The organism is Streptomyces sp. NPDC034086, assembly GCF_055575515.1.
In genome coordinates this window covers 372,465-392,146 of the sequence record NZ_JBVISM010000003.1, presented here as the reverse complement: position 1 = coordinate 392,146, position 19,682 = coordinate 372,465, and the positions used below count along the sequence as shown (strand labels likewise).

General features: G+C 71.8%; 18 protein-coding genes and 1 tRNA gene. 7 read left to right on the top strand and 12 right to left on the bottom strand.

Translation table 11 applies throughout. From position 1 onward, the window contains the following. Positions 1-2: 2 nt before the first annotated feature. A complete protein-coding gene (locus ACZ514_RS11740; RefSeq protein ID WP_469124623.1) occupies positions 3-734 on the top strand; it encodes a class E sortase in 732 nt (243 codons plus the stop codon). A gap of 85 nt (positions 735-819) precedes the next feature. On the opposite strand, the gene pknB is transcribed toward ACZ514_RS11740, so the two are convergent. The 6 genes from pknB to ACZ514_RS11710 all read right to left on the bottom strand — a co-directional run bounded on the left by pknB (position 820) and on the right by ACZ514_RS11710 (position 8,848). Beyond that, complete coding sequence (gene pknB, locus ACZ514_RS11735) at positions 820-2,862, bottom strand: Stk1 family PASTA domain-containing Ser/Thr kinase (RefSeq protein ID WP_468698628.1); 2,043 nt, start codon at positions 2,860-2,862, stop codon at positions 820-822. A gap of 153 nt (positions 2,863-3,015) precedes the next feature. After that, positions 3,016-4,479, bottom strand: a complete 1,464-nt coding sequence (locus tag ACZ514_RS11730) for a peptidoglycan D,D-transpeptidase FtsI family protein (protein ID WP_468698626.1) — start codon at positions 4,477-4,479, stop codon at positions 3,016-3,018. Next, a complete protein-coding gene (locus ACZ514_RS11725) occupies positions 4,476-5,900 on the bottom strand; it encodes an FtsW/RodA/SpoVE family cell cycle protein (RefSeq protein ID WP_405979778.1) in 1,425 nt (474 codons plus the stop codon). The genes ACZ514_RS11730 and ACZ514_RS11725 overlap by 4 nt, the downstream gene beginning before the upstream one ends. A gap of 31 nt (positions 5,901-5,931) precedes the next feature. Continuing rightward, on the bottom strand, positions 5,932-7,389 hold the full coding sequence (locus ACZ514_RS11720; protein WP_468163984.1) for a PP2C family protein-serine/threonine phosphatase: 1,458 nt from the start codon (positions 7,387-7,389) through the stop codon (positions 5,932-5,934). Positions 7,390-7,530: 141 nt separating this feature from the next. Then, positions 7,531-8,031 carry an FHA domain-containing protein FhaB/FipA gene (locus ACZ514_RS11715; protein WP_388932877.1) on the bottom strand — a complete coding sequence of 167 codons (501 nt, stop codon included), beginning with the start codon at positions 8,029-8,031 and terminating at the stop codon, positions 7,531-7,533. A 10-nt stretch (positions 8,032-8,041) separates the two neighbouring features. After that, entirely contained in the window at positions 8,042-8,848 is an 807-nt protein-coding gene (locus ACZ514_RS11710) for an FhaA domain-containing protein (protein WP_468163982.1), read from the bottom strand. A gap of 293 nt (positions 8,849-9,141) precedes the next feature. Here ACZ514_RS11710 and ACZ514_RS11705 point away from each other — a divergent pair. From ACZ514_RS11705 to ACZ514_RS11680, 6 genes are all read left to right on the top strand, one after another. Beyond that, a tRNA-Leu gene (locus ACZ514_RS11705) sits at positions 9,142-9,224 on the top strand. Between the two features lie 149 nt (positions 9,225-9,373). After that, positions 9,374-11,065, top strand: a complete 1,692-nt coding sequence (locus ACZ514_RS11700; protein WP_469124622.1) for a sensor histidine kinase — start codon at positions 9,374-9,376, stop codon at positions 11,063-11,065. An 8-nt stretch (positions 11,066-11,073) separates the two neighbouring features. Then, on the top strand, positions 11,074-11,733 hold the full coding sequence (locus ACZ514_RS11695) for a response regulator (RefSeq protein WP_468163977.1): 660 nt from the start codon (positions 11,074-11,076) through the stop codon (positions 11,731-11,733). 77 nt (positions 11,734-11,810) lie between these two features. Beyond that, entirely contained in the window at positions 11,811-13,262 is a 1,452-nt protein-coding gene (locus ACZ514_RS11690; protein WP_468163975.1) for a DUF2252 domain-containing protein, read from the top strand. A 79-nt stretch (positions 13,263-13,341) separates the two neighbouring features. Then, entirely contained in the window at positions 13,342-14,172 is an 831-nt protein-coding gene (locus ACZ514_RS11685; protein WP_469124621.1) for a J domain-containing protein, read from the top strand. Positions 14,173-14,238: 66 nt separating this feature from the next. Next, positions 14,239-14,583, top strand: coding sequence for a rhodanese-like domain-containing protein (locus ACZ514_RS11680; RefSeq protein ID WP_468163971.1), 345 nt, complete (start codon positions 14,239-14,241; stop codon positions 14,581-14,583). A 26-nt stretch (positions 14,584-14,609) separates the two neighbouring features. Here the strand turns inward: ACZ514_RS11680 and ACZ514_RS11675 are convergent, their stop codons facing one another. The 6 genes from ACZ514_RS11675 to paaA all read right to left on the bottom strand — a co-directional run bounded on the left by ACZ514_RS11675 (position 14,610) and on the right by paaA (position 19,516). Continuing rightward, positions 14,610-15,773, bottom strand: coding sequence for an acyl-CoA dehydrogenase family protein (locus ACZ514_RS11675; protein ID WP_469124620.1), 1,164 nt, complete (start codon positions 15,771-15,773; stop codon positions 14,610-14,612). Between the two features lie 113 nt (positions 15,774-15,886). After that, on the bottom strand, positions 15,887-16,987 hold the full coding sequence (locus tag ACZ514_RS11670; protein WP_468163967.1) for a 2Fe-2S iron-sulfur cluster-binding protein: 1,101 nt from the start codon (positions 16,985-16,987) through the stop codon (positions 15,887-15,889). Further along, a complete protein-coding gene (gene paaD / locus ACZ514_RS11665) occupies positions 16,988-17,494 on the bottom strand; it encodes a 1,2-phenylacetyl-CoA epoxidase subunit PaaD (protein WP_468163965.1) in 507 nt (168 codons plus the stop codon). It abuts the gene before it with no gap. After that, positions 17,488-18,222 carry a 1,2-phenylacetyl-CoA epoxidase subunit PaaC gene (paaC, locus tag ACZ514_RS11660; RefSeq protein WP_468163963.1) on the bottom strand — a complete coding sequence of 245 codons (735 nt, stop codon included), beginning with the start codon at positions 18,220-18,222 and terminating at the stop codon, positions 17,488-17,490. Before paaC ends, paaD begins: the two co-directional genes overlap by 7 nt. Next, the gene (gene paaB / locus ACZ514_RS11655) at positions 18,219-18,503 is read right to left on the bottom strand and encodes a 1,2-phenylacetyl-CoA epoxidase subunit PaaB (protein WP_053675581.1); all 285 of its coding nucleotides are present in this window, start codon (positions 18,501-18,503) and stop codon (positions 18,219-18,221) included. Before paaB ends, paaC begins: the two co-directional genes overlap by 4 nt. After that, the gene (gene paaA, locus ACZ514_RS11650) at positions 18,500-19,516 is read right to left on the bottom strand and encodes a 1,2-phenylacetyl-CoA epoxidase subunit PaaA (RefSeq protein WP_468163961.1); all 1,017 of its coding nucleotides are present in this window, start codon (positions 19,514-19,516) and stop codon (positions 18,500-18,502) included. Before paaA ends, paaB begins: the two co-directional genes overlap by 4 nt. Positions 19,517-19,682: the final 166 nt, after the last annotated feature.

Below are 19,682 nucleotides of genomic sequence, written 5' to 3'. Positions count from 1 at the left end.
CAGTGTCTCGTGCCCGTCGCCGCTCCGCGCAGCAGCCCGCCGACCGCAGTGTGGTCGCCGGGGCCCTGAGCCTGCTGGGAGAGCTCCTGATCACGGGAGGCCTGGTCCTGGGCCTGTTCGTGGCGTACTCGCTCTGGTGGACCAACGTCCTCGCCGACCGGCAGGCCTCCGCGCGCGGCGACGAGATCCGCCAGCGCTGGCAGGGCCCCGCGCCCTCGGCGAGTGCTCCCGCGCAGCCGGGTGCCCTGGACACCGAGGACGGGATCGGCTTCCTGCACGTACCGACGATGAAGAACGGCGAGGTGCTGGTCAAGCAGGGCACGGCGCCGGACGTCCTGAACGACGGCGTGGCCGGCTACTACACGGAGCCGGTGAAGTCCGGGCTGCCCTGGGACGCCCAGGGCAATTTCGCGCTGGCCGCGCACCGCGACGGGCACGGGGCGAAGTTCCACAACATCGACAAGGTGAAGAACGGCGACTCGATCGTCTTCGAGACCAAGGACACCTGGTACGTCTACAAGGTCTTCGCCGAGCTGGCCCAGACCTCGAAGTACAACACGGGTGTGATCAACCCGGTCCCGAAGGAGTCGGGGAAGACCTCCCCGGGCCGTTACATCACCCTGACGACCTGCACGCCGGTCTACACCTCGAAGTACCGGTACATCGTCTGGGGCGAGCTCGTGCGGACGGAGAAGGTCGACGAGAAGCGCACCAAGCCGGCCGAACTGCGCTGATCCCGTAGCTGTTTCCGGCAGCTGTTTCCGGCAGCTGTTTCACGTGAAACAGTCCGGTCGCGGCGGCGGGGCGGGGACCGGCGTCCTAGCGGCGGTTGCCGCCGGTCAGGCCTCCGAAGAGGCCTCCGCCGTCCTGCTGGCCGCCGTCCTGCGGCTTGGCGGTGCGGACGTTGATCACCGTGCCGCCCGGCACCTGGCTGCCGACGGGCGGGTTGGAGTCGATGACCACCGCGTTGTCATCGGTCGAGCCGGCCAGGACCGCGCCGAAGACGAGGTTGCTCGCCTGGAGCGTCAGCTTGGCCTGGGCCACCGTCTGCCCCGTGAGCGGGGGTACCACCGTCGGCGCCGCCGAGGCGGCCTTGGAGATGCTGACGTTGACCGGGGTGTCCTTGGCGAGCTCGATGCCGGGCTGGTACTGCTGCGCGACGATCGTCTGGGGCGGGGCTCCCGGCGAGTCCACCTCCGTGGTGCTGCCGAGCTTCAGCTTGGCGTCCGAGAGCGCCTTGGCCGCGGCCGCCTTGCTCAGGCCCTTGAGGTCGGGGACGACGCCCTTGGCGACTTCCTTGGCGACCTGGAGGGTGATCACCGAACCCTGGTCCGCCTGGCTGCCGCTCTTGGGGTTCTGCTCCACCACGGTGCCGGGGGAGGCGTTGTCGTTCTCGACGAGCTTCTTCTCGACCTGGAACTTCTTGCTCTTGAGCGTCGATTCGGCATCCTCGAACTTCAGGCGCAGGACGTCGGGGACCGCCACCTTGACGGGGCCCGTGGACACCTTCACCTTGATCGTGGTGCCCTTGTCGACCTTGGTGTCGGGGGCCGGGTCCTGCGAGCAGACGTTGCCCTTGGGCTGGTCCGCGCAGGGTTCCTCCCCCGCCTTCTCCACCGGGAGGCCCATGTTCTTGCCGCTGCCCTGCGCCTGCTCGAAGGTCTGGCCGACGAGCTTGGGCACGGCCGGGCGGTTGTCGGCGGTCTCGCTGAAGAGGGTCCGGCCGATCAGGATCGCGCCGACCAGGACGAGAACGGCCGCCAGGGCCAGCAGGATCGTCGAGGCGCGGCTCTTCTTCTGCTGGCGGCGGCCGTGACCCTGGTCGTAGCCGCCGTGGCCCTGGTTGTCGTACCCGTAGCCGCCGTCGCCGCCCCCGGGGGGCATCGGCGGCATCATCGAGGTCTGGCCGGCGTCCGGGGAACGCAGGGCCGTGGTGGGCTGGTCGTAGCCCTGGTGTCCGTAGCCGCCCTGGTCCGGGTAGCCGTAACCGGCGGCGCCCATGGCGGCGGTCGCGGCGACGGGCTGGCCCTCGAGGCAGGCCTCGATGTCGGCCCGCATCTCGTCCGCGGACTGGTAACGGTAGTCGGGGTCCTTGACCAGGGCCTTGAGGACGATGGCGTCCATCACCGGCGTGATCTCGGGGTCGAAGTTCGACGGCGGCTGGGGCTCCTCGCGCACGTGCTGGTACGCGACGGCCACCGGGGAGTCGCCGACGAAGGGGGGCCGGACGCACAGCAGCTCGTAGAGCAGGCAGCCGGCGGAGTAGAGGTCGGAACGCGCGTCGACCTGCTCGCCCTTGGCCTGCTCCGGGGAGAGGTACTGGGCGGTGCCGATGACGGCGGCCGTCTGCGTCATGGTCATGCCGGAGTCGCCCATGGCCCGGGCGATGCCGAAGTCCATGACCTTGACCTGGCCGGTGCGCGTGAGCATGACGTTGGCGGGCTTGATGTCGCGGTGGACGATGCCGGCGCGGTGCGAGTACTCGAGGGCCTGGAGGATGCCGATGCACATCTCGAGGGTGCGCTCGGGGAGCAGCTTGCGGCCGGAGTGCAGCAGCTCGCGCAGGGTCGAGCCGTCGACGTACTCCATCACGATGTACGGGATGGAGATGTTGTCGACGTAGTCCTCGCCGGTGTCGTAGACGGCGACGATCGCCGGGTGGTTCAGCGACGCGGCCGACTGGGCCTCGCGGCGGAACCGGGCCTGGAAGGACGGGTCGCGGGCGAGGTCGGCACGCAGGGTCTTGACGGCTACGGTACGGCCGAGCCGGGTGTCGTGACCGAGGTAGACCTCGGCCATGCCACCGCGGCCGAGCACGTGGCTCAGCTCGTACCGGCCGCCGAGGCGACGCGGCTCTTCCATAACGTTGCAGCCCTCTCCGTCAGTCCCGACCGCACCGGCGTGTGGTCCGGCGGTGTGCTGTTCGCGGCAAGGCTACCGGCCGATCGTCGGTGATCGGTTCGTGACCACAGGCTGATATCGGACCGGTACCGAGCGCTCGGATCCTGTCTCGGCTCATCCCTTGTTCTTCAGGACGGCTTCCATGACGGCCTTGGCGACCGGCGCGGCCAGGCCGCCGCCGCTGATGTCCTCACGGTCGGCGCTGCTGTCCTCGATCACGACGGCCACGGCCACCGGGGAGGTGCCGTCGGGGAGCTCGGCGTAGGAGATGAACCAGGCGTAGGGGCGCTTGGCGTTCTTCTCTCCGTGCTGGGCGGTACCGGTCTTCCCGCCCACCTTGACGTTCTTGATCTGCGCCTTGGTTCCGGTGCCGTTCTCGACGACGTTGACCATCATCTGCTGGACCTTCTGCGCGGTCGCGGCGCTGAGGGGCCGGCTCATCTCCGACGGCTCGTGCTTCTCGATCGTGTCGAGGTTGGGCGCGGTCAGCTCCTCCACCATGTACGGCTTCATCAGCTTGCCGTCGTTGGCGATCGCGGCGGTGACCATGGCCATCTGGAGCGGGGTGGCCGCGGTGTTGAACTGGCCGATGGAGCTCTGCGCGTTGCCGTCCCGGCCCATGGTCTTGTCGTAGACGCTGGCGAAGGCGCGGACCGGGGTATCGATCTTGTCGTTGTTGAAGCCGAACTTCTGGGCCGTGTCGACCATCTTGTCGCGGCCGACCTTGTCGCCGAGGTTCGCGAAGACCGAGTTGCAGGAGACCTGGAGGGCGAAGTTCAGCGTCGCCTTCTCGCAGCCGGTCGCGTGGTTGACCATCGGGGTGCGCGTGCCGGGCAGGATGTACGGCTCGGGGGTGTCCGTCGGGGCGTTGATGTCGGTGACCACGCCGTGCTCCAGCGCGGCGGCGGCCGTGACCACCTTGAAGGTGGAGCCCGGCGGGTACGTCTCGCGCAGGGCGCGGTTGACGAGCTTCTTGTCCTCGGAGTCCTTCAGCTCGACCCAGGCCTTCTCGTCGGCCTTGGAGTTCCCGGCGAAGCTGGACGGGTCGTACGAGGGGGTGCTGACCAGGGCCAGGATGGCGCCGGTGCGCGGGTCGATCGCGGCGACGGCCCCCTTCTTGCTGCCGAGCTGCTCGAAGGCGGCCTTCTGTGCGGCGGCGTTCAGGGTGGTGATGACGTTGCCGCCCTGCTTCTTCTCACCCGTGAACATGCCGATGGTGCGGTCGAAGAAGAGCCGGTCGTCGTTGCCGGTGAGGATGCCGTCGTCCAGCGACTCCAGCTGCGTGGAGCCGAAGGCCTGCGAGGCGTAGCCGGTGACGGGCGCCCACAGCGGGCCGTCGGTGTAGGTCCGCTTGAACTTGTAGTCGCTGCCGTCGGTGACGGCGGACCCGGTGATCGGCTGGCCCTGGACGATGATGTTGCCGCGTTCGGTGGCGTACTGGGCGATCTGGACCCGGCGGTTCTCCTTGCGCGTGCTGAGTTCCTCGGCCTGGACGTACTGCAGCCAGTTGGTCCGGATCAGCAGCGCGAGGACGAGCAGCCCGCAGAACAGCGAGATGCGGCGCAGGGGCTTGTTCATGACGGGCGGACCACCTGGGTCATCTCGGAGTCGGGGGACGGGGCGGGGGCCGGGGCAGGTCGGCGTGCGGTGTCGCTGATCCGGATGAGGATGGCGATGAGCACCCAGTTCGCGAGGACGGAGGAACCGCCGGAGGCGAGGAAGGGCATGGTCATGCCGGTGAGGGGGATGAGGCCCATGACTCCGCCGGCGACGACGAAGATCTGGAGGGCGAAGGCGCCGGAGAGCCCGATGGCGAACAGCTTGCCGAAGGGGTCGCGGGCGGCGAGCGCGGTGCGCACGCCCCGCTCGATGATCAGGCCGTAGAGCAGGAGGAAGGCCATGACGCCGGTGAGGCCGAGTTCCTCGCCGACCGTCGAGAAGATGAAGTCGGAGTTGGCGGCGAAGCCGATCAGGTCCGAGTTGCCCTGGCCCCAGCCGGTGCCGAGCACCCCGCCGGAACCGAAGCTCATGATCGACTGGCCGACCTGCTCGCAGGCGCCGGAGGTGCTGTAGCAGGCGAAGGGATCCAGCCAGGCGGTGACGCGGGCCTTGACGTGGCTGGCCGTGGCGCCGACGACGGTGGCGCCGCCGACCGACATGAGCAGACCGATGACGATCCAGCTGGTCCGCTCGGTGGCCACGTACAGCATGATCACGAACATGCCGAAGAAGAGCAGCGAGGTGCCGAGGTCGTTCTCGAAGACGAGGACGAGCAGGCTCATCGCCCAGATCATCAGGATCGGGCCGAGGTCGCGGCCGCGCGGCAGGTAGAGGCCCATGAAGCGGCGGCTGGCCAGGGCCAGGGCGTCGCGCTTGACCATCAGGTAGCCGGCGAAGAAGATCGCGATGACGATCTTGGCGAACTCACCGGGCTGGATCGAGAAACCGCCGACGCTGATCCAGATCTTGGCGCCGAAGACGTCCGCGCCCAGACCCGGGATGACCGGCAGGATCAGCAGGACCAGGGCCCCGGCCATCGAGATGTACGTGAACCGCTGGAGCACGCGGTGGTCCTTGAGGACCAGCAGCACGACGGAGAACAGGGCGATGGCGAGCCCCGTGTACATCATCTGGCGCGGCGCGGACTCCGAGAAGGTGCCGAAGCTGCGCTTGGCGAGGTTCTGCAGCCGCTCCGACTGGTCCAGGCGCCAGATCAGGACGACGCCGAGCCCGTTGAGCAGGGTCGCGATCGGCAGCAGCAGCGGGTCGGCGTACTTGGCGTAGCGGCGTACGACGAGGTGGGAGATCCCGGCGAGGACGGCGAAGCCGAGTCCGTAGAGCAGCATGCCCGGGGGCAGCTCGCCGTGGATCGACAGGCCCACGTTGGCGTAGGCGAAGATCGGGATGACCACGGCGAAGGCGAGCAGCAGGAGCTCGGTGTTCCGCCGGCTCGGCGCCTCGATGGCGCCGATGGTGGTCGTGTTGGTGACAACGCTCATGGTGTGGCAGGCCCCCTGTGCCCGCGTATGTCTACTGCTTTTCGCACTGACCGACGACAGCTTGCTCCGCGGGAGTCAGGCTGGGGCCGGGCGTCTGGTTGCCCTGGGCTTCGGAAGCACGGCGGGCCTCGTCCTGCTTGCAGGCGGAGACCTGGGTTCCGAGCTCTTCGATCTTCTTGCGCGCGCCCTCGAGGCTTTCCTCGCTGATGGTGGCCTCGACCTGCTTGCGCTTGAAGGGCGGCAGGTACTTCAGTTCGATCTCGGGGTGGTCCGTCTCCACCTGCGACAGGTGGATCCAGGCGAGGTTCTGGCTGATGCCGCGGTACAGCGCGACGTGGTCGCCCTTGACGCCGACGTAGTACTGGGTCTGCGTCCAGCGGTGCGCCGCGTACAGGCCGCCGCCGACGACACCGGCCACGAGCAGCAGGATCAGCGTGCGCGTGGTCCACTTGCGCCCTTTGCCGCGCCGCTTGCGCGGGTGGTCGTACGTGTCCTCGTACGAGCCGTCGGCGTCGTAGGCCTCGGCTTCGCCGAAGCTGCCCAGTGCGCCGCCCTGGCTCTGGTCGGGGTATCCGTAGCCGGGGGCTTCGCCGCTGCCGGGAGGCCCGAAGGCACCGGAGGGCGGCGGGGCCTGGCGGCCGAGGCCCGAGGCACGGCCGGCCGGGGTCTGCATGGCGTTGCCGTCGAAGAGCTGGTGCTGGTTCTCGGCCACCGCGCCCACGACGACCGGGGTGTCGTTGAGCTGGGCGGCCATGGTGTCGCCGCTGTCGGTGTCGAGGACGTCGGCGACGATGCAGGTGATGTTGTCCGGACCGCCGCCGCGCAGGGCGAGCTGGATCAGGGACTGCACCGTCTCGTGCGGGCCGTGGTAGTCGGCGAGGGTCTCCTCCAGGGTCTGGTGGGAGACCACGCCGGACAGGCCGTCGGAGCAGATCAGGTAGCGGTCGCCGGCCCGGACCTCGCGGATGGAGAGGTCGGGCTCCACGACGTCGCCGCTGCCGAGCGCCCGCATCAGGAGGGAGCGCTGCGGGTGGGTCGTCGCCTCCTCCTCGGTGATCCGTCCCTCGTCGACCAGGCGCTGCACCCAGGTGTGGTCCTGGGTGATCTGCGTGAGGACGCCGTCGCGCAGCAGGTAGGCGCGGGAGTCGCCGACGTGGACCAGGCCGAGGCGCTGGCCGGTCCACAGCAGGGCGGTGAGCGTGGTGCCCATGCCCTCGAGCTGGGCGTCGTCCTCGACCATCACGCGCAGCTGGTCGTTGGCGCGCTGCACGGCGATGCCGAGGGCGGTGAGGATGTCGGAGCCCGGGACGTCGTCGTCGAGCTGGACGAGCGAGGAGATGACCTCGGAGCTGGCGACCTCGCCGGCTGCCTGGCCTCCCATGCCGTCGGCGACGGCGAGGAGCCGGGGACCGGCGTAGCCGGAGTCCTCGTTGCCCTCGCGGATCATCCCCTTGTGCGATCCGGCGGCGAACCGCAGGGACAGACTCATGCGCACCTGCCCTGTCGACGCCTCGGGGTACAACCGGTCTCGAGCCACACTGCCCACCCTCCGGTCGGGAGCGCGCTCGGGTCCGTGCCCCCGGTGGGACGGACCGCCGCGGCTCGCTCGCTCCGCTCGCTCATTCTCGTACTACTTCCGCAGCTCGATGACGGTCTTGCCGATGCGGATCGGGGCGCCCGGCGGAATGGGCGTCGGGGTGGTCAGCCGGGTCCGGTCGAGGTACGTGCCGTTCGTGGACCCGAGATCCTCGACGATCCACTGGCCGTCACGGTCGGGGTAGATCCTGGCATGCCTGCTGGAGGCGTAGTCGTCGTCCAGCACGATCGTGGAGTCGTGGGCACGGCCCAGCGTGATCGTCTGGCCGGCGAGGGCCACCGTGGTGCCCGTGAGGGTGCCCTCGGACACGACGAGCTTGGTCGGCGCGCCCCTGCGCTGGCGCTGCTGGGGCGGCGCGGACTGCCGCCCCGTCTGCTGCGGCGCGCCCGCGGCGGCCCCGCCGCGGCGTGAGCCGCGCTGGGTGACGCGCGTACCGAAGAGGTCGCTGCGGATGACCTGAACGGCCACGATGACGAACAGCCACAGAACGGCCAGGAAACCCAACCGCATGACCGTCAGGGTCAGCTCTGACATTGCCCCCGCTTCACCCTTCGGCTTGCCGGTAAATGATGGTGGTACTGCCCACGACGATCCGCGAGCCGTCGCGGAGCGTAGCGCGGGTGGTGTGCTGTCCGTCCACCACGATGCCGTTGGTGGACCCGAGATCCTGGATCGTCGGGGGTGTTCCGGTCCGGATCTCACAGTGCCGGCGGGAGACGCCGGGGTCGTCGATCCGCACATCGGCCTCGGTGCTTCGGCCGAGTACGAGCGTGGGGCGCGAGATCTGGTGGCGGGTGCCGTTGATCTCGATCCAGCGGCGTACGGCGCCAGGGGCACCGGGAGCCGCGGGCGCGCCGCCGGAGCGGGCGCCGGGGCCGCCCGGGGGCGGGCCCGGCGGCATGGGCGGGGCACCGGCGGGCGGGTAGCCGTATCCGCCCGGCCGGCCCTGGGCGGGCTGCGGGGAGTCCTGGGAGGTGCTGGAGGCGAGGGTGCGGCTGCGGACCCGGTAGAGGCCGGTGTCCAGGTCGTCCGCCTTCTCCAGGTGCACCTTGATGGGGCCCATGAAGCTGTAGCGCTGCTGCTTGGCGTAGTCGCGCACGAGGCCCGCGAGTTCGTCGCCGAGCTGGCCGGAGTAAGGGCTCAGGCGCTCGTAGTCGCCGGCGCTGAGCTCCACGATGAAGTCATTGGGTACGACGGTCCGCTCGCGGTTCCAGATGGTGGCGTTGTTGTCGCACTCCCGCTGGAGGGCACCGGCGATCTCCACCGGCTGGACCTCGGACTTGAAGACCTTGGCGAAGGTGCCGTTCACCAGACCTTCGAGTCGCTGCTCGAAACGCTTCAGGACTCCCATGGGGCACCTCCTCCGTCGTTGTCGCCCTGTACTGCTTACTGATCGTATCCACGCGTGGCGGATTCGGGTGGTTCCCCTTCGGTCCTGCGCGCAGGAGTGTTGGTGCTCACAAGGGATCGTAGGGGTGCTCCGGGGACAGTGTCCCGCACCGGGAGCGGACAGCGGGAGTGGCCGTCCCGGTCGTCGTGGGGAGGGGCGGGGAAAGCGATTTCAATCCGCCCCGTCTGACGTGCTAATGTTTCGACGTCGCCAGGGGAACGGCCCGAAAGGGAAGAACCACTGGGGCGCCGCTCGGGCGAGTGGCGGAACGGCAGACGCGCTGGCTTCAGGTGCCAGTGTCCTTCGGGACGTGGGGGTTCAAATCCCCCCTCGCCCACATCGGGGAAGCCCCGATCCGGTATCCGGATCGGGGCTTCTCGCATGTCCGGCTCCATCGTCCGGCGTCCCCTCCGCGCGACTTTCGTCGTGCCGGGCGCGACGAAAGGGGGAGGCCGGTGGCGCGGGCCGGTGTCTAGGGTCGGGCGTGTGGATGCCAAGGCGAGGACACGGGCGGGCTGGGACTGGCTGAAGGGGCCGGAGCCCTGGACCCGGCGCACGCTGGCCGCGGACCTCTCGATCGCCACGGTGATGGCGCTGCTCGGCATCGCCGTCGACGAACTCAGCAACAGCCCGGAACTGAAGACGGTCCTCGGCGTCGTGACCGTGGTGTCGCTGACGCTGCTGCGGCGGCGGCTGCCGGCGGCCACGCTGGTGCTGGGCTCCGCGGCGAGCGGGCTGCTGCCCGGGGTGTTCCTCGTGACGGTGCTGCTGGGCTGGTCCGCGGGCCGGCGGATCATCGGCGTGGGCCGGGCGCTCGGGGCGTTCCTGCTGGCCTTCCTCGCCGCGGTCTGCCTGACCCTCGTCGACCAGAGGGCGCAGACGCGGCCGTTGCTGGTGGTCGTCTTCTCCACGCTCCTGTTCCTCGCGGCGACCGTCATGCCGGGCCTGGCCAGCCGCTACTGGCACCAGCGCCGGACGCTGCTGAGCGCGCTCCAGGAGCGCAACGACCGGCTGCTGCGCGAGCGGACCATGGTCGCCGGGCAGGCCAGGCTGCGCGAGCGGCAGCGGATCGCCCAGGACATGCACGACAGCCTGGGCCACCAGCTGGCCCTGATCTCGGTGCACACCGGGGCGCTGGAGGTGGACCCCGCGCTCACCGACCGCCAGCGCGAGGCGGTGGGAGTGCTGCGGCAGGCCTCGGTGGCGGCCATGCACGAGCTGCGGGAGGTCGTGGGGATCCTGCGTGACGGCGTCGAGGCGCCGGCGCCGGCGGAGGAGGCGCAGCCGGCCGCACGGGGGGTGGCCGGCATCGCGGGCATCGTGGAGGCGGCACGGGCCGCGGGGACCGACGTACGGCTGGGCACGGCGGGGAAGCCCCGGCCGCTGGTCGCGGCCTGCGACCACGCGGCGTACCGGATCGTGCAGGAGGCGCTGACCAACGCCTACAAGCACGCTCCGGGGTCGGCGATCACCGTGGAACTCCGGTACGAGGACGACTCGCTGGTGGTGGAGATCGCGAACGGCCCGGCGGCCGGCGCGGGTTCGGGCAGCGAGGTCGTCTCGGGCGGACAGGGGCTGACGGGGCTGCGGGAGCGGGCCCGGCTGGTCGGCGGCATGGTGCACGCGGGGGCGACCGACGGCGGCGGGTTCCGGGTGGCGGGAGTGCTGCCGTACGGGACGGAGCCGGCCGGGCTCGTCGAGGACGTGGCCGACGACTTCGGCCAGCGGTCCCAGGCCAGGGCGCTGGCAATGAAGGACGCGCCGCCGATGGACTGGGCCGCGCTGGACCGCGAGCTGACGGCGCCGGTGCGGACCCGGTCCGGCGGTGTGGCGATGGGCTGCGGGATCGCCGTGGCGGCCATGGTGCTGCTGGTCATCGTGATGGGGGCCGCGGTGGTGATGCTGGTGGGCTCGGCGGGCAGGGCGATGATCAGCCAGGAGGAGTACGACGCGGTGCGCGTGGGCGAGTCCGAGCAGGCGGTGCGGTCGCGGCTGCCGGACGGGGACAGCGTGCTGACGTCGGGGATGGACCGCAAGGGGCCGCCGCGGCCGGAGGGGTCGGACTGCCTGGCGCTGCTCTCCAGCGATTCCTCGAAGCTGACCGAGGACACCGTTTTCCGGTTCTGCTTCCGGGACGGCAAGCTCGTGGACAAGCAGGCGTACGAGGTCGAGCAGTAGGAGCGCGGGTGACAGCCAAGGTGATCAGAGTGGTGATCGCTGACGACGAGCCGCTGATCCGGGCCGGGATCAGGATGATCCTGACCTCGGCTCCGGACATCGAGGTCGTCGCCGAGGGGTCCAACGGCCGGGAGGCGGTCGAGCTGGCGCTGTCCCACGCCCCGGACGTGCTGCTGCTGGACATCCAGATGCCGGTGATGGACGGTCTGACGGCGCTGGCCGAGGTCGTGCGGGCCGCCCCGGCGGTACGGGCGCTGGTCCTGACCACCTTCGGGGAGAAGGAGAACGTCCTGCGGGCGCTGAGCCAGGGCGGTGCCGGGTTCCTGCTGAAGGACTCGGCGCCGGGTGAGCTGATCGGTGCCGTGCGGGCGGCCGCGGCCGGGGACGCGTACCTCTCGCCCGGCGCGACCCGGCACGTGGTGGACCAGCTGGCGGCCGGTCCGGCGGCGGGACGCGGCGAGGAGGCCCGGCGGCGGGTCGCGGAGCTGAGCGAGCGGGAGCGCGGCGTGCTGGCGCTGCTGGGGGAAGGCCTGTCCAACGCGGACGCCGGGCGCAGGCTCCACATGAGCGAGGCGACGGTGAAGACGTACGTGAGCCGCATCCTGGCGAAGCTGGCGTGTGAGAACCGGGTTCAGGCCGCCCTGCTGGCCAGGGACGCCGGGCTGTAGGTACGGTCTGCCGGACTTGACCGGCCACGTGGTGGCCGGTGTGGCGCGAACAGGGCGGGGCAGCGCGGATGGTGGCGATGGCGGGGCAGTACGCGGCGGCTGAGGCGGCGGGCGCGGAGGCGGGCGGTCCGGCGGGGCGGTCCGGCGGGCGGATCCCGCGCGTCGAGGGCTTCGCGCCGCGGAACGTGGCGGGCTCGCCCAAGGAGGCCGGGAGGGCGCTGCGGCTGCGCGTACCGCGCGCGGCGCACGCGCGGTTCGAGGCTCCCGCCGGGCGCCCGGACGCCGTGCGCGCGGTGGAGGAGTCCAACGTGGGGCGGGTCGCCGAGCTGACCCCGATACGGGTGGGCCGGATGGCCGCGAACCCCTTCGCCTTCCTGCGCGGGGCGGCCGGACTGATGGCGCACGACCTGTCCGGCGGCCCGGTGACCGGGGTGGGCGCGCAGATCTGCGGCGACGCCCACGGGGCCAACTTCGGACTGTACGGGGACGCGCGGGGCCGGCTGGTGATCGACCTGAACGACTTCGACGAGACCGTCTTCGGGCCCTGGGAGTGGGACGTGAAGCGGCTGGCGACCTCCCTGGTGCTGGCCGGACGGGTGGCGGGGGCCGACGAGGACACCTGCCTGGCGGCGGCGCGGGACGCGGTGGGCGCGTACCGGCGCACGATGCGGCTGCTGGCGAAGCTGCCCGCGCTCGACGCGTGGAACGCCATCGCCGACGAGGAGCTCGTCTCGCACACCGACGCGCGGGACCTCGTGGGGACGCTGGAGCGGGTCTCGGAGAAGGCCCGCAACAACACCTCCGCCCGGTTCGCGGCCCGGTCGACGGAGGTGCTGGCCGACGGCGGGCGACGCTTCGTGGACGCGCTGCCGGTGCTGCGCCGGGTCGGGGATGAGGAGGCGGCCGCCGTGGCCGCCTCCCTGGGTCCGTACCTGGCGACCCTGTCGGGGGACCGGCTGCCGCTGCTGGCCCGGTACGCGATCCACGACGTGGCGTTCCGGGTGGTCGGCACGGGCAGCGTGGGCACCCGCTCGTACGTGGTGCTGCTGCTGGACCACCGGGGGGAGCCGCTGGTCCTCCAGGTGAAGGAGGCGCGGCCCTCGGTGCTGCTGCCGTACCTGCCCGGGCTCGGCTTCCACGCGGCGCCGGAGGAGCACGAGGGCCGTCGGGTGGTGGCCGGGCAGCGGCGGATGCAGGTGGTCTCCGACATCCTGCTGGGCTGGACCACCGTCCAGGGGCGTCCGTACCAGGTCCGGCAGTTCCGCAACCGCAAGGGCAGCGTGGACCCGGCGGCGCTGGCCGTGGACCAGTTCGACGACTACGGCCGGATGACCGGTGCCCTGCTGGCCCGGGCGCACGCGCACAGCGCCGATCCGCGGCTGCTGGCGGGGTACTGCGGCAAGAACGAGGAGCTGGACGAGGCGATCGCCGGCTTCGCCGTGGCCTACGCCGACCGGAGCGAGGCCGACCACGCGCACCTGGTGGCGGCGGTGCGCTCGGGACGGATCGCGGCGGAGTTCGGGGTCTGAGCCGTCCGCTCCGGCCGGGCGGCGGCCCGGCGCGTGTTTCACGTGAAACACGCGCCGGGGCGGGCCGTAGGCTGGCCGGGTGAGCGAGCAGACCGAACACACCGCGCCCGAAGAGCCCGCCGTTCCCGCTGACGAGCGGCCCGAGGCGCGGCTGGAACGCGCCGTGCGCGCCGCCGAGCAGGCACTGATCGAGTTCGAGATCGCGGTGGAGACCTTCCGGGTGGAGGTCGAGAACTTCTCCCGGCTGCACCACCAGAAGCTCGGGCCGATGTACTCGCGCCTCGACGAGCTGGACGCGCTGATCGCGGAGGCCAAGGCGGCCCGCAGCGGCGATCCCGAGGACCTGCGGCGGGCCCAGGAGGCCCGCTCGCTGGTCATGCCGATGCCGGGGGTGGAGGAGCTGTTCCACGACTGGCTGGGATCGGACGGGCTCTCCGACGACGCCGCCGCGATGCTCACCGACCGGCCGGTGCGGCCGCCGCAGCGGGTACGGCCCACCGAGGAGGTGCGCCGCCTGTACCGCGAGCTGGTCCGCAAGGCCCACCCGGACCTGGCGCAGGACGAGGCCGAGCGGACCCGCCGCGACGCGTTCATCGCCCGGGTCAACGCCGCCTACGGGCGCGGTGAGGAGCGGCTGCTGCGCGAGCTGGCCGAGGAGTGGGAGGCCGGTCCGCCGCCCGAGGAGGCCGGGCCGAGTGAGAGCGAGGAGCTGTACGCCCGCCTGGAGTGGCTGGCCCAGCGCAAGGAGCTGCTCTCGCTCGTGGCCAAGGAGCTGGAGGACAGTGCGATCGGCGCCATGCTGCGGATGGCTCCGGACGACCCGGACCGGCTGCTGGAGGAGATCGCGGAGCAGCTGCTGGCGCAGGTCTCGGAGCGCGAGGCGGAGCTGGCGTCGTACAGCGCCGGATGAGGCCGGCCCGGCCGGGGCGTCGGATAGGTTGGCAGACCAGATCCGTGAAGAGAGAAGGCGACTGTGATGAACCTCGGACCGCTTCCCTCGGTGGACGCCGCGTCGGTGCCCGCCGATGGTTTCGTCCTCGACGTCCGTGAGGACGACGAATGGGAGGCCGGGCACGTCGAGGGGGCGCTGCACGTCCCGATGAGCGACTTCGTGGCGCGCTTCGGCGAGGTCACGGAGGCGGTCGCGGACGGCCGCACGGCGTACGTGATGTGCCGGGTGGGCGGCCGGAGCGCGCAGGTCACCCAGTACCTGGTGCGCCAGGGCATCGAGGCCGTGAACGTGGACGGCGGGATGCAGGCGTGGGACCGTGCCGGGCGTCCGATGGTGACGGACAGCGGGAAGCCGGCCTTCGTGCTCTGACCGCCCTCCCTCCGCGTTCCGGGGTGTCAGCCGAGGGGGTGGGCGGCCAGCAGGTCGCCCAGGGCCTCCTCGTGCGCGGCGGCCGGGCCGAGCTGGAGCTCCAGCTGCTTGGCCCAGGCGTGGTAGCGGTGCAGCGGGTAATCGGTGTCGGCGCCGAAGCCGCCGTGCAGGTGCTGGGCGGTCTGCACGACCCGGCGTACGCCCTCGGAGGCCCAGATCTTGGCGACGGCGACGTCCCCGGCGCTGGGCAGCGGCCCGCCCGCCCCTCCGGTCGCGGCGTCGAGCCGCCAGGCGGCCTGCCAGAGGGTGGCTTCCATGGCGCGCAGGTCGATGTAGCGGTCGGCGGCCTGTACCGCGACGGCCTGGAAGGTGGCGATGGGGAAGCCGAACTGCTCCCGCTCGCCGGTGTACCGGCTGGTCATGGTGAGGACGGCCTCGCCGAGACCCAGGGCGAGGGCGCAGGTGCCGGTGGCCAGGAGCTGGCGGAGCCGGTCCCAGGCGCCGGGTGCGTCGATCACGTGGGCGGCGGGTGCCCGGACCCCGTCCAGGGTGAGTTCGGCGAGCCGCTCGCCGCTGGTGGAGTACTGGTCGGCGAGCGTGAGCCCCGCAGTGGTGCGGGGCAGGAGGGCCAGGACGGCCTCGCCCCCGCCGCTGTGGGCCGGTACGGCGATGCTGTGGGCCGGTACGGCGATCCAGTCGCAGCCGTGGGCCCAGGCCACGGCGGTCTGCACTCCGTCCAGGAGCCAGTCGGTGCCCTCGCGGCGCGCGGTGACGGCGAGTTCGGCGGGGTCGTGACCGGTGCGGCCGTGTGCGGCGGCGGTGAGGACGAGGGTGCCGCTTGCGGCGCCGGGCAGCAGGGCGGCCGCCAGCCCGGGGCTGCCGTGGGCCTGGACGGCCATGGCGGTGGCGCAGTGCTCCAGCAGCGGCACCCGGGCCAGCACCTTCGCGGCTTCGCGCAGGACGAGGCACAGGGCGATGGTGTCGAGGCCCGCACCGCCGTGTTCCTCCGCGAGGACGAGGCTCAGCAGGTCGGAGGCGGCGAGCCTGTTCCACAGCGGCCGGTCGAACCCGTCCGCGACGGCGCCGGACGTGAGGGCCGGGCTGGGGACGGCGTCGGGGGCGACGTCGGCGAAGACGGCCCTGGCGGCCTCGACGGCGGCCTGCTGTTCCTCGGTGAAGGCGAAGTCCACTGCCTGTCCTCCTGTGCGCGTCCACTGCCGATCTGACGGTGCGTCAAGATAGAGCAGGGGAGGGCAATTGGACAGGCCCGCGGCGCCCCTGAGGGCGCCGCGGGGACAGGGGCCTACCGGTCGAAGTCGATCTCCACGTCCTCCGTCATGGCGTGGGACTGGCAGGCCAGTACGAACCCCGCCTCGGTCTCCTCCGCCTCCAGTGCGAAGTTGCGGTCCATCCGCACCTCACCGGAGACCACGAAGGCCCGGCAGGTGCCGCAGACCCCGCCCTTGCAGGCGTACGGGGCGTCCGCGCGGTTGCGCAGCACGGTGTCCAGCAGGGACTCGCCGTCCTGGACGGGCCAGGTGCCCGACCGGCCGTCGAGCCGGGCGGTCACCCGGCCGTGGGCCGGGGCCGCGACGGTGCGGGCGGCGACCTGCGGAGCGGTGTCCTCGACGTGGAAGATCTCCTCGTGCACCCGCGTCCGTGCGACGCCCAGCGCGGCCAGGGCCCGCTCGGCGCCGGTCACCAGTCCGTAGGGCCCGCACAGGAACCAGCCCGTCACCTCCGCGACCGGCAGCAGCGCGGGAAGCAGGGACACCAGGCGGGCCTCGTCGAGCCGTCCCGAGGGCAGCCCGGCCTCCTGCTCCTCGCGGGACAGGACGGTGACCAGCTGCAAACGGTCGGGGTAGCGGTCCTTGAGGTCGGCCACCTCCTCCAGGAACATCGTCGAGGCCGCCGTGCGGTCGCTGCGCACCAGGCAGAACCGGGCGTCGGGCCGGGCCGCCAGCAGCGAGGCGGCGATCGACAGCACCGGGGTGATGCCGCTGCCGCCGACGATCGCCGCGTAGTGCGCGGCCGGCGGGGCGGCGGCCGGGTCCAGCACGAACCGCCCGGCCGGGACCATCACGTCCAGCTCGTCCCCGGCGGCGATCTCTTTGTGCGCGAACGTGGAGAACTCGCCGCCCTCCACCAGGCGGACGCCCACCCGCAGCCGGTCCGGTCCGGGGCCGTCGGGCGCCGGGGCGGCGGAGCAGATCGAGTAGGTCCGGCGGACCTCGGTGCCCTCGGCGGCGCGGCGGCGCAGCGTCAGGTGCTGTCCGGGGAGATGGCGGTAGTCCTCGCGCAGGTCCTCGGGGACGCGGAGGGTCAGTGCCACCGAGTCGTCGGTGAGCCGGTCGACTTCCGCCACCGTCAGCGGGTGGAACGCGCCGTGGCGGGGTGCGGCCATCTACAGCTCCTTGAAGTGGTCGAACGGTTCGCGGCAGGCCACGCAGCGGCGCAGCGCCTTGCACGCGGTGGAGGAGAAGCGGCTGAGCAGCTCGGTGTCCGTCGAGCCGCAGTGGGGGCAGCGGACCGACAGCGTGAGCGGGACCGGTCCGCCGGCGGCGTGCGGGCGGGGCGGGGCGATGCCGAACTCCGCCAGCTTGCGGCGGCCTTCCGCGCTGATGTCGTCGGTGGACCAGGCGGGGGCCAGGACCGTGGTGACCCGCACCTCGGGTATGCCGTGGGCGGTGAGGACCCGCTCGATGTCGGCGGACATCGCCTCGATGGCCGGGCAGCCGGTGTAGGTGGGGGTGAGGACCACCTCGGCGTGGCCGTCCTCGTGCATCCGCACCCCGCGCAGGACGCCCAGCTCGGCCAGGGTCAGCACGGGCAGTTCGGGGTCGGGGACGGAACCCGCCAGCTCGGCCAGCTCCGCCTCCAGGCGGGTGGTTCCGGCCCCGGCGCTCACCATGACGCTCCGGGGTGGCTGCGGTGCAGGTGCTGCATCTCGGCGAGCAGCCGCCCGAACGGCTCCGTGTGCAGCCCCTCGCGGCCGGCTCCGGCGGCCCAGGCGCCGGTACGCGGCCCCTCGGGCGGAGTCAGCCCCGCCCGGTCCAGTACGTCGCCCAGCGCGGCCAGCCAGCGGGCCTCCAGGGCCTCCATGGCGGCCCCGTCCAGGCCGAGGCCCTCGACCGGCCGGAACATCTCCCCAGTGAACTTCCACAGGGCGTCGAGCGCCGTGCGCATCCGGGTCCGGCTCTCCTCGGTGCCGTCGCCGAGGCGCAGCGTCCACTGCTCGGCGTGGTCCCGGTGGTAGGCGGTCTCCTTCACGGCCTTGGCCGCGAGCGGGGCGAACGGCCCGTCCCCCGCGGCCAGCTCCGTGTACAGCTCGTGCTGGTAGAAGGAGAAGTAGAGCTGGCGGGCGATGGTGTGGGCGAAGTCGCCGTTGGGCTGTTCGACCAGCTGGAGGTTGCGGAAGGAGCGCTCCTCGCGGAGGAAGGCCAGCTCGTCCTCGTCGCCCGCCATGGACAGCAGGAGACGGGCCTGCCCGAGCAGGTCCAGGGCGATGTTGGCCAGGGCGACCTCCTCCTCCAGGACGGGGGCGTGGCCCGCCCACTCGCCGAGGCGGTGGGAGAGGATCAGCGCGTCGTCGCCGAGGGCGAGGGCGGCCGCGGTGCGGGTGTCGGTGCCTGCGCTCACAGGTGGCGCACCCCCTCGGGGATCTCGTAGAAGGTGGGGTGCCGGTAGGGCTTGTCGGCCGACGGGGCGAAGAACGGGTCCCGCTCGTCCGGCGAGGAGGCGGTGATCCCGGTGGAGGGCACCACCCAGATCGAGACGCCCTCGTTGCGCCGCGTGTAGAGGTCGCGTGCGTTGCGCAGGGCCATCTCCGCGTCGGGGGCGTGCAGGCTTCCCGCGTGCGTGTGCGAGAGGCCGCGGCGCGAGCGCACGAACACCTCCCACAGGGGCCAGTTCTGCGTCATGCCTGTACCTCTCGTCCGGTGCTGGTGTGCTTCGCGGCGTAGGCGGAGGCGGCCTCGCGGACCCAGGCGCCTTCCTCGTGCGCCCTGCGCCGCTGGCCGATCCGCTGTTCGTTGCAGGGGCCGTTGCCCTTGAGGACGTCCCAGAACTCGGCCCAGTCGATGGCGCCGAAGTCGTAGTGCCCGCGCTCCTCGTTCCACTTGATGTCCGGGTCGGGCAGGGTCAGGCCCAGCGACTCGGCCTGCGGGACGGCGATGTCCACGAAGCGCTGGCGCAGCTCGTCGTTGGAGTGCCGCTTGATCCGCCAGGCCATCGACTGCGCCGAGTGCGCCGACTCGTCGTCCGGCGGGCCGAACATCATCAGGGAGGGCCACCACCAGCGGTCGACCGCGTCCTGTGCCATGGCGTGCTGGGCCTCGGTGCCCCGCGAGAGGGCGAGGAGCAGCTCGTAGCCCTGGCGCTGGTGGAAGGACTCCTCCTTGCAGATCCGGACCATGGCGCGGGCGTAGGGGCCGTAGGAGCAGCGGCAGATCGGCACCTGGTTGGTGATCGCCGCGCCGTCCACGAGCCAGCCGATGGCGCCGACGTCGGCCCACGTGAGGGTGGGGTAGTTGAAGATCGAGGAGTACTTCTGCTTGCCCGAGTGCAGCTTGTCGAGCAGCTCGTCGCGGCTGGTGCCGAGGGTCTCGGCGGCGCTGTAGAGGTAGAGGCCGTGGCCCGCCTCGTCCTGCACCTTGGCCATCAGGATCGCCTTGCGGCGCAGGGAGGGCGCGCGGGTGATCCAGTTGGCCTCGGGCTGCATGCCGATGATCTCGGAGTGGGCGTGCTGCGCCATCTGGCGGACCAGGGAGGCGCGGTACTCCTCGGGCATCCAGTCCCGAGGCTCCACGCGCTCGTCCGCCGCCACCGCGGCGTCGAAGTCGGCACGGAGCTGTGCGCCGAGGTCCGCGGACTGCCCGTCCACCGCGCCGTCCACCGTGCCTGACGTGCCCGTTTCCGGGGTCACTGCGACCATCCCGGTCCCCTGTCAGAGTGTGCCGTCCGCCCGACCGACCGATCGTTCGGTTCATCCTCTTCAATGGTGAGACGGCGGCCCGTAGGGTGTCAACCTCTGTGGGCAACCCTGTGGACGCCGGATGATCGGGACGGGATGGATTCGAACGAGCGCGAGCCTGCGGAAG